The following is a 14,774-nucleotide window of genomic DNA, read 5'->3' as shown; positions in this document are numbered from 1 at the left end:
GTTGGTGGTCAGGTCAGGCATGTCCACCCACCGACGGCGACTCCGCTTCCTGCTTCTCCAGCTCGCGCTTCACCGCTTCCGGCGAGCGCGTGTATGGCGCCAGCCGCGCGTAGAACGCCGGCACCACGAACAGCGACAGGAAGGTCGAGAGGGTCACGCCGAAGATGATCACGATGCCGATGGTGCCACGGCTGGCCGAACCGGGGCCACCGGCCACCACCAGTGGGACCGCACCGACCACGGTGGCGATCGAGGTCATCAGGATCGGGCGCAGGCGCACCATCGCCGATTCGATGATCGCCTCGCGCACGGTTCTCCCGTCGTCGCGCAGCTGGTTGGCGAATTCGACGATCAGGATGCCGTTCTTCGCCGCCAGGCCGACCAGCATGACGATGCCGATCTGGCTGAACAGGTTCACCGTGCCACCGCTGACCCACAGACCGACCAGCGCACCGAGCACGCCCAGCGGCACGGTCAGCATGATGGTCAGCGGGTGGATGAAGCTCTCGAACTGCGCGGCCAGCACCAGGTACACCACCAGCAGCGCCATGGCGAAGGTCAGCAGCACCGCGCCGCCGGCACTCTGGTATTCGCGCGATTCGCCCTTCCAGTTCACCTGCGCATACTGCGGCAGCTCCTCGCGCGTGACCTGCTGCGCCCAGGCAATCGCCTCGCCCAGCGGATAGCCCGGCGCCAGGCCGGCATTGATGGTGATCGAACGCAGCCGGTTGAAGCGGTTCAGGGTGCCGGCCTCGGCCACTTCGCTCAGCGTGACCAGGTTGGACAGCGGCACCAGTTCGCCGGAGGTGGCGCGCACACGGATCGCGGCGAGGTCGGCCGGGCTGGCGCGACCATCGCGGCCGGCCTGGACCAGCACGTCGTACTCTTCGCCGTTGTCGACGAAGGTGGTGACGCGGCGCGAGCCCATCATGGTTTCCAGTGCCGAACCGATCGCGGTGACCGGCACGCCCAGATCGGCCGCACGCTGACGGTCGATGTTGACCCGCATCTGCGGGCGGGTTTCCTTGTAGTCCGAGTCTGGGCCGACCAGGCCGGGGTTGTCGGCCATGCGCAGCAGGATGCGGTCGCGCCACTGCGCGATCTCGGCGTATTCCGGGCCGCCCAGCACGATCTGGAACGGCTGGCCGCCGCTGCGCACCAGGCCACCGCCCACCTGCGTACGTACGCGCACGCCGCGGATGGTGTCCAGTTCCTTCTGCAGCTCATTGGCCACTTCTGGCGTGCCCTCGCTGCGCTGGCGCCACGGCTGCAGGAAGATGCTGACGCGGCCGGTGTGCATTTCCTCGCTGGCGCCCCAGCCACCCGGCACGCGCGGGTTGGCGCGCACGATCGGTTTGTCAGGGCCGACATGCGGTGCCAGCATCGCTTCCACCTGCTGCACCTGCTGCACCGTGTAGTCGTAGCCGGCACCTTCCGGGCCGTCGATCATGATCTGGAACGAACCGCGGTCTTCGGCCGGTGCCAGTTCCGATGGCAGCAGCTTGAGCAGGCCCCAGCTGGCGGCCAGGGCAGCCACCATCACCAGCAGGTAGATCCAGGTGCGATCGACGTGGTGGTCGAGCACCCGCCCATAGGCCCCGGCCAGGCGCTCCAGGTTGCGGTTGATGAAACCATGCAGGCCACGCGGCGCCTGCCCGGTATGGGGCTTGAGCAGCTTGGAGGCCATCGTCGGCGTCAGCGTCAGCGCCACGAACGCGGACAATGCCACTGCCGCAGCCAGCGCCACTGCCAGTTCACGGAACAGCCGTCCCGTGTTGCCCTCAAGGAAACCGACCGGCAGGAACACCGCCACCAGCACGGCCGTGGTGGCGATCACCGCGAACGCCACCTGCGCGGTACCGCGTTTGGACGCCACCAACGGCGGTTCACCCAGATCGATGCGGCGCTGCACGTTCTCCACCACCACGATCGCGTCGTCCACCACCAGGCCGATGCACAGCACCAGCGCCAGCAGGGTCAGCAGGTTGATCGAGAAGTCGAACGCATACAGCGCGATGAAGGCGGCGACCAGGCACACCGGCACCGTCACTGCCGGAATCAGTGCAGCACGGAAGCTGCCGAGGAACAGCCAGATCACCGCCAGCACCAGGATCATCGCTTCCACCAGCGTGGCGTAAACACGGTCCACTGCGGCTTCGATGAAGGTGGTGTTGTCGAAGGCAACGAAAATCTGCGTGCCCTTGGGCAGCGTCAGCGCGACCCGCTCCGCCTCAGCGCGCGCGGTGCGTGCCACATCCAGCGAGTTGGCGGTGGAGGTCTTGACGATGCCCAGGCCGATGCCCGGTTCACCGTTGCTGCGGTAGTAGGCGCGACGCTCGGCCGAAGCCAGCTCGATCTTCGCCACGTCGCCCATGCGCACCACGTAGCCGTCGCGGCCCTTGCCCAGCGGGATGGTCGCGAAGTCTTCGGGCTTGATGTAGTTGCGCTCCACGCGCAGGGTGAAGTCGCGGTCGGTCGATTCGATGCGGCCGGCCGGCAGTTCCACGTTCTCGTTGCGCAGCGCGGTTTCCACGTCGCCGGTGGTCAGCCCGCGCGCGGCCAGCTGGTCACGGTCCAGCCAGATGCGCATCGCATAGCGCTGGCGGCCGCCGATGCGGACCTGGGCCACGCCGTCGAGGCTGGAGAAACGGTCGACCACGTAGCGGTCGGCGTAGTCGCTCAGTTCCAGCGTGTCCATGGTCGAGGAGACCATGTTGAACCAGATGATCGGGTCGGCATCGCTTTCGACCTTGGCGATTTCCGGCGGGCGCGCTTCTTCCGGCATGCGGTCGGCAACGCGGCTGACCGCATCACGCACGTCGTTGGCTGCGGCCTCGATATCGCGGTTGGAGGTGAATTCGATGCTGACCTGCGAGCGGCCATTTGTGCTGCGCGCGTTGATCGTATCGATGCCTTCGATACCGGCCAGCGCGTCTTCCAGCACTTGGGTGATGCGGCTTTCGATGACCGCCGCCGAGGCACCGGTGTAATCCACCGACACCGAAACGATCGGCGGATCGATGGCAGGCAGCTCGCGCAGGGTCAGGCGGGTGAAGGACATCACGCCCAGCACCAGCAGCAGCAGGCTCATCACCACGGCGAACACCGGCCGCTGGATGGAGGTGTCGGACAGCTTCATCCGCCGTGGCCCTCGGCGACCACCGCCGCCGGCGCGTCAGCCGGCTTGGCGCCGCTCGCCGGTGCTGCGTCCTTGGCGGCTACCTTCAGTCCCGGGCGCAGCTTGCCGGTGCCATCGACCACGATTCGCTGGCCCGCTTCCAGGCCCTGCTTGATCTCGACCACGCCGGCACGGCGCGCACCGGTGACCACATCCACGCGCTCGACGCTGTCGTCGCTTTTGATGCGATACACGAAGGTATCGCGGCCGACCTGCACCACCGCGATTTCCGGAACCACCAGCGCCGGCCGTTCGGGATGGAACAGGCGTACGTCCAGCAGCATGCCCGGACGCAGCGCGTGGTCGCTGTTGGCGAAGTCGGCGCGCACGGTCACTGCACGGGTCGCCGGATCGATGCGTGCATCGATGGTACTGACCACGCCTTCGAAGGTGCGGCCCGGCCAAGCCACGCTGGATGCACTGACCTTGTCGCCGACGCCGAGTGCGGCCAGTTCCACTTCCGGCACTTGGAAATCGATGTGCATGTGTTCGATGTCGTCGAGCGTGGCGATCACCGTGGTCGGCGTCAGCAGCGTGCCCGGGCTGACCTGGCGGATGCCGAGCACGCCGGCAAACGGCGCACGCACACGGCGGTCACCGATGTCCGACTGCATCTGCGCCACGCGCGCTTCGGCGGCATCGCGGATCGACTTCTGCGTATCCAGCGTGGCACTGGATACCAGCCGCTGCGTGGCCAGCTCGCGCTGGCGCCTGTACAGCTGGTCGGCCTCATGGAAGGTGGCCTGCGCCTGCACCAGTGCCGCTTCCTGAGCCTGCCCGCGCAGGGTCACGATCGGCGCACCGGCGGCGATGTGCTGGCCGCTCTCGAAGTGCACCTTCTCGACGATTTCGCTGACCTTGGCGGTGACGCTGATCGATTCGCGCGCCTTGGCCGTGCCCAGCGCCTGCAGGGTGTCGCTCCACTGCGTGGGCTGCACGACCTGCGCGGTGACCGGCACTGCTTCGCCCTGCCGACGTGCGGCAGCCTCCTGTTTGCCTGCGCACCCGGCCAGCACGGCCAGGCTGAGGCCGAAGGCCAGGGTCGAAGCGATACGAGCCAACATGAACGGTCCTGATTGATCCACGGCCGCCGAGTGTAGGCAAGGGCCCGCAAAAGCGGTATGTGCCAAGCGTTTACCGGCGTGGAACCGGCACCGCGCTAGCGCCTTCAACCGGTTCCGTGCAAGGCTGGTGCTGGCGGTGTCGGCTTGTGTCGGGGTGTATCCAGCGACCCATTACCGACGTTGCCATCGTAGAGTCGAAGCTGCCCGACAGAGGGCGTCGGGCGGGGACGGATCCTGGCGGGGATCCGGCCCCGTTTTTTTTTGCCCGGCGGATCAATACCGGTAGTTCACCTTCATCCACACGCTGCGGCCCGGCTCGTTGATGCGTACCGGGTCGGCCGGGAAGCCGAAGTCGGCGCTGCCGGCCAGGTTCAGGTGCTCGCTGTAGGTGCGATCAAACAGGTTGTCGACACCCGCGCTGAGCTGCAGCTGCGAGCTGAAGCGGTAAGCCGCATTGAGCGCGAAGGTGGCGAAGCCGGCGCTCGGTCCCAGGTCCTGGGCGACCACGTTGCCCTGGCCATCGGCGACACGGTGCTGGTGGGTCACCGCACGCAGCAGCGCACCAGCACTCCAGCGCTGGCCTTCCCAGTTCGCACTCAGGCGCGCCTCCAGCGGCGGCATCTGCGGCAGCGGTCGCTGCTGGTCGCGGTTCTCGCCCCAGGCATAGGCCAGCGTGCCGCCCAGCTTCCACTGTTCGGCCAGCGCCACTTCCACGCCCGCCTCGGCCCCGGCAATGCGGGCATCGACGTTGCGGGCCTGGCTCATGCCCATCATCCCGCTGCCGTGGTAGGTGAACAGGATGTAGTCCTGGATCTGACCGGCGTACGCCGAGAGCCAGGCCTGCACGCGCGGGCCCTTGTACTGCATGCCCACATCAAGCTGGGTGGTGCGCTCGGGCTGCACGCCGCTGAATGCATTCACCGTGCCGGCCGGTCCCTGGTTGGGCGAGAACAGCTCCCAGTAGTCAGGCATGCGCTCGCTGTGGCCGAGGCCTGCGTACCAGGTCAAGCCGTCGGCCAGATCCTGCTCGTAGCGCAGGAAACCACTGCCCAGCCATTCCTTGCGCTGCAGGCCAGCGGTCGGGTTCGGCCGGTTGCCCATCATCCCGCGCACCGACTGCCGCTCATCGCGGACGCTCGCGCGATCGATGCGAAGCCCGCTGATCCAGCGCTGGTCGGTGCCGGCGCCGAGGGTCAACTCGGTGAACACGCCATAGCGGCGGAAGTTGGCATCGGTCTCCCAGGCTGCCTGCCGGTAGGTGTCGCGGCCCATGCCCATGCGGCCACGATGACGGCTGTCCTCGCCATCCGCACCGGCCACCAGCTGCACGTCCTGCCAGCGCCACTCGGAACTGACCCGCCCGCCCTGGGTACGGCGGTCCACGTTCGAGGCCATCGGCATCGGCATCATGCTGTGCGGGTTCGGCGTGCGCAGCGTGTAGTTGTCCATCACGTGATCGGCCTTGTTGTAGTACACGTTGGCCTGCAGCGTGTCCCACGCACCCGGCAGATTGCGCTTTTCGAAGCGCGCCGCGTAGCTGGTGCGCTCGAACGCGGCACCGTCCATGCCACGGCCCGCGTAACGCGCGATCGCATCACCGGCACCGGCGGAGATTTCCAGCAGCGTGTCGGCATCCGGCGTCCAGCCGATGGCCACGTCGCCATTCCACTTGCGCCACTTCGACGGCACCACGTCACCGTGGCCGTCCTTGTAGTCATCGGCTTCGGAACGGTTGCCGCTTGCACGCACGTAGCCGGTCGGATTGCCCAGTGTCAGGTCCAGCACCTGGTCGTTGCGGTTGCGCGAACCGACCAGCGCACTGGCATCGGCACGCAGGCCCGGCTCATCGAAACGCGGCGTATCGCGCTCGAAACGCACGGTGCCGGCCGAGGCACCTGCGCCCCAGCGCACGCTCTGCGGGCCCTTGATGATGGTCAACCGGTCGAAGCTCTCCGGCGCGATGTAGGACAGCGGATTGTCCATGCGCGACGGGCAGGCACCGATCAGGTTGCCATCGTTGCTGAGGATGTTCAGCCGCGAACCGAACATGCCGCGCAGCACCGGGTCGCCATTGGTGCCACCGTTGCGGATGGCGGCGAAGCCGGGGACGGTTTTCAGGTAATCAGCACCGTCGCTGGCGGGCACCGGCTGCCGAGGCAGGCGCGGATCGGTCACCCAGTGCAGCGGCGAGGACGGTGCAGCGGCGGTCACCACCAGGGTGTCGAGAGTGCGCGCCTCGTCGGCAGGCGCGGCGTGTGCCAGTGATGCGGCCACGGCCAGGCCAAGGGCAACCGGCAGGCGCGCGCAGGCGCCCGCGGGGCGGGAAGTCATTTTCATCGGAACAGCTCCAAAGTACGCACGCGCGCACGGCGCCCGGTCAGGCGTCGTGCGGCGGATTCGATAGGGACATCAGCGAACGATGGAGAAGCGCGGCGGCCCACGCGCGGCATGTGCCGGCCACCGCAGTGCCGGCAGCACCTGCTGCGACCATGGGAACGCCAGCTGCGGCCGCCACAACAGCGGCAACAGCAGCACCAGCACGGCCAGCCACGGCAGCAGGCGCATCGCCAGCACGCAGTATTCGCAGGCTTCGCCATGCATGGCGTGGTGGTCGGCCGGACGGCTGGGCGCTGCAGGCGCAGCGCCGTGCCGATCGTGCCCGGCCATGGCCATGGCGTGCATGTCATGGCCCATGGCGGCGTGGTCCATGCCTGCCATCGCGGCGTGCTCCATCGGCTGTGCCTGCAGCGCGCGGCTGACCAGTGGCGCAAGCACCACCAGCAGCGTCGCCAGGATGGCGAGCTGGAGCAGAAGGCGCTGCGGGCGGGACGGGCGGGTCACCCCGCTAGTGTAGAGCGGGGTCCAGGGTTGCCCGTGCGACGAACCGTCGCAGGAGGGGGTTTATCGGCAGGGCTGCGCCCTGCACCCGCTGCGAGCTGGAGCAACAGCAACAGCAACAGACGAAGCAGAAGCGGGCTTCCTGTGGGTAGGCGGGGTGGGCCCGGTTGCGGGAGACGCCGTAAACCCATCCCTGGGGGCTTGGCCGCGGCATCCATGCCGCGGACACTCCCGCAACCGGACCCACCCCGCCTTCGACAGATTCCTGCGGTCTGTTGGAACGGCTCTTGGGGTCAGATCCGTTTTCCGATCTGACCCCACATGTATTTCGATATCTGACAGTTTCCATCCACGCATGGCGTGGATCTACCGTGTCGACCAAGGTCGACACCTACCAACAGCCATCGGAATCTGTCAGAGGTGGGGCGGTGTCGGAGTGCGGGGTGTCCGCGGCATGGATGCCGCGGCCAAGCCCCCAGGGACGGGTTCACGGCGTCCCCGCAGTCCGACACCGCCCCGCCATCCCACGGATAGCGAGCTTTTGACGTTGCTGTTGCTGTTGCTCCGGTTTGCAGCAGGTGCAGGGCGCAGCCCTGCTCGACCAGCCTCACACCGTGATGGTCTGGGTCAGCGACTCCCACGTCGGTGGTACCGGCCACGCCGCCGCCTGGTTGCCATCCAGCACCCTGCGCAGGTCGCGCGGATCGATCTGTGGGGCCAGCACGTGCACCAGCTCCAACGCGTAATCACGCAGCACCCGGTCGCGCGGCAGCACCGCCCAGGCGATGCACTCGGCAATCGGTGCCGGCGCCGGCCACGCCTTCAGGTCTTCGTCGTTGGAACTGACCGCCATCTCCGCCAGCAACCCCACGCCCAGTCCGGTGCGCACGTAGGTCTTGATCAGATCAGCATCGAGCGCGGTCAACGCCAGATCCGGCACCAGGCCGTTGGCGGCGAAGGCACGCTGCAGCGAGGAATTCGGCCGAGTCGATGATTCGTAGCTGATCAGCGGCTGCCGGGCCAGCGCGGCCAGGTCCGGGGTGCGCCCTGCGCGGTCCAGCGGGTGGCCCTTGGGCACCACCACCAGGCGCCGCCAGCGGAACAGCGGCACCGCAATGCCATCGGTGGGCTCGCTGCCGGCGGTGCTGATGATCGCAATGTCGGCATCGCCCTGGTTCAAGCGATCAAGTGCATCGGCTTCACCGGCCTGCTGCAGATGCACGCTCACCTGCGGATACGCCTGCTTGATCGCCGCCACCGCCGGCGGCAGCACGAAGCGCGCCTGGGTGTGGGTGGTGGTCAGGATCAGCTGGCCCTGACTCTCGCGGCGCTGGTTGGCCGCGTAGGTGCGGATGTTGTTGGCCTCGGCCAGCACCGAGCGGGCGCGGGCGATGACCTCGGTGCCGGCCGGGGTGACCGACTCCAGGCTGCGGCCCTTGCGCACGAACAGCAGGAAACCCAGCTCGTCCTCCAGCTGCTTGAGCTGCTTGGACAGGCCGGGCTGGGTGGCATGCACGCGCGAGGCGGCCAGCGTGATGTTCAGCTCGGCGTCGGCGATGGCAACCAGATAGCGCAGCTGGGTCAGCGTCATGGCAGGCGGGCGATGTGGGGGCGGAGGTCCACTCTAGGGTCAATTGCCGTCACCAGCTTATAACCAAAGGTTGTTTAAGAAAGGTATCTGGTCATTTCCGGGCGTCATATGCCGGCGCTACGGTCAGCCGGCAGCCGCTGGCCTCAACAGCCAGCCCTCCCCCTTCGCCCGCCGAAGCCCGGCGCGGCCCCTCTCCGGAGCGCTTCCATGGCCCTGTACGACTCCATCCTCGACACCGTCGGCAACACCCCCATCGTCAAGCTGCAGCGCCTGGCTCCGCCGCAGGTCAGCCTCTACGCCAAGGTCGAGTCGTTCAACCCGGGCGGCTCAGTGAAGGACCGCCTGGCACTGGCGATCATTCTCGACGCCGAAGCGCGTGGCCTGCTCAAGCCGGGCGACACCATCGTCGAGGCCACCTCGGGCAACACCGGCGTGGCACTGGCGATGGTCGCCGCCGCGCGCGGCTATAAGTTCGTGGCAACCATGGTCGAAACGTTCTCGGTGGAACGGCGCAAGCTGATGCGCGCGTATGGCGCCAAGGTGATCCTGACCCCGGCCGCCGAGCGCGGCAGCGGCATGGTACGCAAGGCGGCCGAACTGGCCGAGCAGCACGGCTGGTTCCTGGCCAGCCAGTTCGCCAACCCGGCCAACCCGGCCTACCACCGCAACACCACCGCCGCCGAGATCCTGCGCGATTTCGCCGGCAAGCGACTGGACTACTTCGTCAGTGGCTGGGGCACCGGCGGCACGCTCACCGGCGTGGGCGAAGTACTGAAGGTCGCGCGCCCGCAGACGCGCATCATCGCCACCGAACCGGCCGGTGCCGCGCTGCTGAAGGGCGATGACTGGAAGCCGCACAAGATCCAGGGCTGGACCCCGGACTTCGTGCCCGATGTACTCAACCGTGATGTAGTGGATGAACTGGTGACGGTGGAAGATGACCGCGCGATCGCCACCGCCCGCCGCCTGGCGGCGGAGGAAGGCATCTTCGTTGGCATCTCCGCTGGCGCCACTGTCGCCAGCGCGCTGGATGTCGCCGCGCGCGCCGAACCGGGCTCGGTGATCCTGGCGATGCTGCCGGACACCGGCGAACGCTACTTCTCCACGCCGCTATTTGCCGATGTGAACGAAGGTTCCGACGACGACTGGTTGGCCGGCCTGCCGTGACGCATCGGGTCGGATCCCTTTCCTGCAGGGAAAGGGCTCTGACCCGGTTTGCCAGAACTATGGATCGCAGGGGTCAGAGCATTTTCCGTGCGGGAAAAGGCTCTGACCCCTTTCTGCTTCAGCCTGCGTGAAGGCGCCACCCGCCATCGTGCGTGAAGGCCGCCGGATCGCAGCGCGTGAGACGGTCATGACGCAGTATCAATGCCCTGTCCCCTACCTTGGGAACAGCCGGCGCAGATGCTGCGCGGAACACCTCACAGGCAGGAGACGGGCGCATGAAGATCGAAGTTTGGCAGGGCGACATCACGACCCTGGCGGTGGATGCGATCGTCAACGCGGCCAATGAAACACTGATCGGCGGTGGCGGTGTCGACGGTGCGATCCATCGCGCCGCAGGCCCAGCGCTGCTGGCCGAATGCGAACAGCTGCCGGAACTGCGGCCCGGTGTGCGCTGCCCGACCGGCGAAGTGCGTGCCACCGACGCCCATGCGTTACCTGCGCGGCATGTGCTGCATACGGTCGGCCCGGTCTGGCACGACGGTCAACGCGACGAACCGGCGCTGCTGGCCAACTGCTACTGGAAATCCCTGCAGCTGGCCGAATCGCTGGGAGTGACATCGATCGCTTTCCCGGCGATCAGCTGCGGCGTGTACGGCTACCCGCTGTACCAGGCCGCGCAGATCGCAGTGACCGAAACGCTGGCATGGCAGCGCAGCCATGCACAGCCGATGCGCATCGTGCTGGTGGCGTTCAATACCGCTACCGCCAAGGCTTACCAGCAGGCGCTGACCGCTGCCGGACAGAACGCGGACAACGAGCCGCGCAGCTCGATGCTGCCGCCATTGGGCGATACCGGATTTGCAGCCGCGCATTGAACGGCTGACGTGGTTGGAACAGAAAAGGCCGGGCGATGCCCGGCCTTTTCTGTTGTGCGACTGCTTCCATCCACGCGTCGCTTGGATCTACCCATCCATGCGCCGCATGGAGCGATGTCAGCGGCTGGCGGCATCCACTGCGGCGGCATCATCGGCCACTGCGGCAGCAGCGTCCGCAGCGGCACGCGCGGCCGAGGCAGCAGCACCGTCGGCGCTGGCACCCTCCACCTGCACGCGCACTTCCACCATGCCCGCGCCATTGTTCAGGCTGGACACGTCAATGGTGTAGTGACCGGCCGGCAAGGTCTCCTCCAGGCGCGAATTGGTACCGTTGCCACCGTCGTCGTCGGTCAGCTCGACATCACCGCCGACCACGCGCAGCACGGTATCGACCTGGCTGGAGATCGCATCCAGGCGCACGTCGGCCGGGCGGTCCAGGGTCAGCAGGAAACGACGGCGGCCATCGTTGTCGAGCATGGTGTACACACTGCCCGACTTCGGCAGGGCGGTGCCATCGCGTTCAACCAGATTGCCCGGCAGTTCGATGCGGTTGGCAGACAGGGTAAACATGCCATTGACACCGTCGCCCAGACCGCGCGCGGTCAAGGTGTACTTGCCCGGCTTCAGCGACAGGGTCAGGCGCGAGTTGGTGCTGTCGTTGCCATCATCATTCTCGGCCTCAACGCCCTGGCCCGACAGCTTCAGCACCGGGTCGAACACATCCGACACCAGGCGGATCTCGTACAGGCCTGCCTTCTCCACCTGCAGGGTGTAGTCCTGCGAGCTGCCGGCCAGCATGTCGGCGATCTCGCCGCTACCCACCAGCGGCTTGCCGTCATACGGCTTCAGCTTCTCGGCGCGCAGGCGATACGGACCGAAGGCGCTCGGGCCATCGGCGTTGACCGCCACCTGGTAGGTGCCGCCACCGTTTGCACGGAAGGCCAGCGAGACGTCGCCTTCGCGTTCGTAGCCGGTATTGCTGGTGGATACCAGGCTGCCGTTGTTGAACACGGCGATCGAACCGGTCAGTGCACCGGTCAGCTTCAGACCGACCAGGTCCTTGTCTTCCAGCTTGATCTGGTACAGCTGGTGGTGGCTGCCGTCGTTGAAGTTGATGCCGCTACGCGAGGTGATTTCGCCGGACACCGGCTTGTCGAAATCGAGAGACGCGGCCTTGCCTGCGTCACCACCGCCACCGATGCGGTTGCAACCGCCGGCGATCAGGACCGTGGCAACGGCCACTGTGATTGCTGCCAAACGCATGTTTTTTCTCCTTGGCCTTCCATGTATGTCCCGCACACCGGCCCGGTGCGTGGGGGCGGAAAAGATACCCGCAAAAGCAAACGCCGGCGTGATGCCGGCGTTGCCCTGTTCATCCTGCGATGGGACGGATCAACCGTTCCACTTGCCCAGCGCGGCCAGGCCATTGTCCTTGGCGCGCTCGTACACGGTCTTCTGGGCAGCAGCGTAGTTGCCCTTCATGTCCTTGGCCCACAGCTTCAGCGCAGCCTGCTGCATCGCGCGGCCGTAGGAGAAGCTCAGCGGCCACGGCAGGTTGCCCATCTGGTTCATGGCGTTGAGGTGAGCGGTGGACTGCTCGTCGCTCTGGCCACCGGACAGGAACACCACGCCCGGCAGGATCGCCGGCACGGTGCTCTTCAGGCACATCACGGTCGACTCGGCCACTTCCTCGACGTCGGCCTGCTCATCGCAGTTCTTGCCGGAGATGACCATCGAGGCCTTCAGGATGGTGCCTTCCAGCAGCACGTTCTGCTGGTACAGCGCATCGAACAGCGAACGCAGGGTCGCTTCGGTGACTTCGTAGCAGGTCTCGATGTCGTGGTCGCCGTCCATGATCACTTCCGGCTCGACCATCGGCACCAGGCCGCATTCCTGGCACAGCGCTGCGTAGCGGGCCAGCGCGTGGGCGTTAGACTCGATGCAGGTACCCGACGGAATGCTCTCGCCGATGTTGATCACCGCACGCCACTTGGCGAAGCGCGCGCCCAGCTTGTAGTACTCCTGCAGGCGCTCGCGCAGGCCGTCCAGGCCTTCGGTCACCAGCTCGCCCGGGCAGCCGGCCAGCGGGTGCGCACCCTTGTCCACCTTGATGCCCGGAATCATGCCGTGGTCGGCCATGTACTTGGCGAACGGCACGCCGTCCTTGGTCGACTGACGGATGGTTTCGTCATACAGGATGGCGCCGGAAATATGCTCGTTGAGCTTGGGCGTGGTCAGCAGCAGTTCGCGATAGGCACGACGGTTCTCCTCGGTGTTCTCGATACCGACGCCGGCGAAACGCTTGGCGATGGTAGCGGTGGATTCGTCGATCGCGATGATGCCCTTGCCCGGGGCAACCATGGCCTGGGCGGTTTCAGCCAGCTGTTCGATGCTCATGTACTTCCTGTGGCGGGTGCGGGAAAAACGTAAGTATAGCCCCGCTATCCGTTGCCTCGCCGTGGAGGCCAGGCTGGAAACGATTCCAATGTCCGCACAGGACAGACGATGTCCTGTTGCGCCGGGTCAGAGCCCCTTCGGGGAACTGACCCGGGCTCCAGGGTTTACAGGTCGCCCAGACCGCTGGCACGGCCGTCTTCGCCCACTTCCAGCAGGCGCAGGGTGTTGGTCGCCCCCAGGGTTTCCATGTGCTCGCCGCTGGTGAACACCACGCGGTCACCGGCCTGCAGCAGATCAGCTTCAACCAGCAGGCGGATGCTGCCGCGCGCGGCTTCGCGCGGGGTCAGGCCACGGCTGTCGAAGTTGATCGGATACACATCGCGCATCAGCGCCATCTGCCGGCGGGCGCCGTCATGGCGGGTGACCGCGAACACCGGCGCCTTGGCACGGAAACGCGACAGGTAGCGGGCGGTGCCACCGGATTCGGTCATCGCCACGATCGCGCGCACGCCCACGTGCTGGGACAGGAACATGGTGGCCATGGCAATGGCCTGGTCGGCACGTTCCAGGTTGCGCGGCGAGGCGTTGAAGTCGGTCTCGGTCTGGAACTGGCGCTCGGCACCCAGGCAGATCCGCGCCATCGCTTCCACGGCCTTGACCGGGTAGGCACCGGCAGCGGTTTCAGCCGACAGCATGACCGCGTCGGTGCCGTCGATGACCGAGTTGGCCACGTCCAGCACTTCGGCGCGGGTCGGGATCGGGCTTTCGACCATCGACTGCAGCATCTGCGTAGCGGTGATGACCACCTTGTTCTGCGCCAGCGAGGCCTTGATGATCTTCTTCTGCAGGCCCGGCAGTTCGGCATCGCCGATTTCCACACCGAGGTCACCGCGCGCAACCATCACCACGTCACTGGCCTCGACGATCTCTTCGAGGTTTTCGATGGCCTCGGTGCGCTCGATCTTCGACACCAGTGCGGCGTAGCAGCCGTGCGATTCAGCGATCTCGCGCGCGTCATTCATGTCCTGCGCATTGCGGCAGAACGACACGGCGATGAAATCGACGCCGATCTTGGCGACGATGCCGATCAGTTCCTTGTCGCGCTCGGTCAGCGCACCCAGCGACAGGCCGCCGCCCTGCTTGTTCAACCCCTTGCGATCAGACAGCGCGCCGTCGTTGAGCACGGTGTTGATGATGCGCTCGCCTTCCACTTCGACTACCTGAAGCTGCATCAGGCCATCGTCGAGCAGCAGGACATCACCCGGGCCGACATCCTGCGGCAGGCCGAGGTAGCTGACGCCGACCTGGGTCGCATCACCGGGGCCGGCATTGGTGCTGGCGATCAGGTCGAAACGGTCGCCCGCCTTCAGCTGCACCTTGCCTTCGGCGAAACGCTCGATGCGGATCTTCGGGCCCGGCAGGTCGGCCAGGATGCCCACTTCCACGCCGACGCGGGCCGCAGCCGCACGCACTTCGGCGGCACGCTTGGCCTGGCCGGACGGATCACCGTGGCTGAAGTTCAGCCGCACCACGTTGACGCCGGCGCGGAACAGATCCTCCAGCACGCCCGGCGGATCAGTGGCCGGGCCGAGGGTGGCAAGGATCTTGGTGCGACGCTGACGCTCGAACATGGTGAATGGGCCTCTCCCGATAAAGAACGGAAA

At 66.8% G+C, this 14,774-nt stretch carries 10 protein-coding genes; 2 read left to right on the top strand and 8 right to left on the bottom strand.

The window, feature by feature from the left end; genetic code table 11:
• Positions 1 to 13 precede the first annotated feature (13 nt).
• The 5 genes from AC07M7_RS03295 to AC07M7_RS03275 form a co-directional block, all read right to left on the bottom strand.
• The gene (locus AC07M7_RS03295) at positions 14 to 3,139 is read right to left on the bottom strand and encodes an efflux RND transporter permease subunit (protein ID WP_495206724.1); all 3,126 of its coding nucleotides are present in this window, start codon (positions 3,137 to 3,139) and stop codon (positions 14 to 16) included.
• The gene (locus tag AC07M7_RS03290; protein ID WP_495206723.1) at positions 3,136 to 4,242 is read right to left on the bottom strand and encodes an efflux RND transporter periplasmic adaptor subunit; all 1,107 of its coding nucleotides are present in this window, start codon (positions 4,240 to 4,242) and stop codon (positions 3,136 to 3,138) included. Before AC07M7_RS03290 ends, AC07M7_RS03295 begins: the two co-directional genes overlap by 4 nt.
• Before the next feature lie 273 nt (positions 4,243 to 4,515).
• Entirely contained in the window at positions 4,516 to 6,579 is a 2,064-nt protein-coding gene (locus tag AC07M7_RS03285) for a TonB-dependent copper receptor (RefSeq protein ID WP_495206722.1), read from the bottom strand.
• Between the two features lie 72 nt (positions 6,580 to 6,651).
• The gene (locus AC07M7_RS03280; RefSeq protein ID WP_495206721.1) at positions 6,652 to 7,083 is read right to left on the bottom strand and encodes a DUF2946 domain-containing protein; all 432 of its coding nucleotides are present in this window, start codon (positions 7,081 to 7,083) and stop codon (positions 6,652 to 6,654) included.
• 604 nt (positions 7,084 to 7,687) lie between these two features.
• Positions 7,688 to 8,671 carry a LysR family transcriptional regulator gene (locus AC07M7_RS03275; protein WP_012511956.1) on the bottom strand — a complete coding sequence of 328 codons (984 nt, stop codon included), beginning with the start codon at positions 8,669 to 8,671 and terminating at the stop codon, positions 7,688 to 7,690.
• A gap of 207 nt (positions 8,672 to 8,878) precedes the next feature.
• Between AC07M7_RS03275 and cysK the strand changes: the two genes are divergently transcribed.
• A complete protein-coding gene (gene cysK / locus AC07M7_RS03270) occupies positions 8,879 to 9,838 on the top strand; it encodes a cysteine synthase A (protein WP_012511957.1) in 960 nt (319 codons plus the stop codon).
• 275 nt (positions 9,839 to 10,113) lie between these two features.
• Positions 10,114 to 10,713, top strand: coding sequence for an O-acetyl-ADP-ribose deacetylase (locus AC07M7_RS03265; protein ID WP_495206720.1), 600 nt, complete (start codon positions 10,114 to 10,116; stop codon positions 10,711 to 10,713).
• Positions 10,714 to 10,830: 117 nt separating this feature from the next.
• Here AC07M7_RS03265 and AC07M7_RS03260 read toward each other — a convergent pair whose 3' ends face one another.
• From AC07M7_RS03260 to pyk, 3 genes are all read right to left on the bottom strand, one after another.
• Complete coding sequence (locus tag AC07M7_RS03260) at positions 10,831 to 11,976, bottom strand: iron-sulfur cluster assembly protein (protein ID WP_136639345.1); 1,146 nt, start codon at positions 11,974 to 11,976, stop codon at positions 10,831 to 10,833.
• A gap of 129 nt (positions 11,977 to 12,105) precedes the next feature.
• On the bottom strand, positions 12,106 to 13,110 hold the full coding sequence (locus tag AC07M7_RS03255) for a class I fructose-bisphosphate aldolase (protein ID WP_006388532.1): 1,005 nt from the start codon (positions 13,108 to 13,110) through the stop codon (positions 12,106 to 12,108).
• A 164-nt stretch (positions 13,111 to 13,274) separates the two neighbouring features.
• Positions 13,275 to 14,741 carry a pyruvate kinase gene (gene pyk / locus AC07M7_RS03250; protein ID WP_006388586.1) on the bottom strand — a complete coding sequence of 489 codons (1,467 nt, stop codon included), beginning with the start codon at positions 14,739 to 14,741 and terminating at the stop codon, positions 13,275 to 13,277.
• Positions 14,742 to 14,774: the final 33 nt, after the last annotated feature.

The organism is Stenotrophomonas sp. GW821-FHT09E08 (assembly GCF_059416125.1).
Note: the sequence above shows the minus strand (reverse complement) of the source record. Positions and strands in the feature narration are given on the sequence as shown.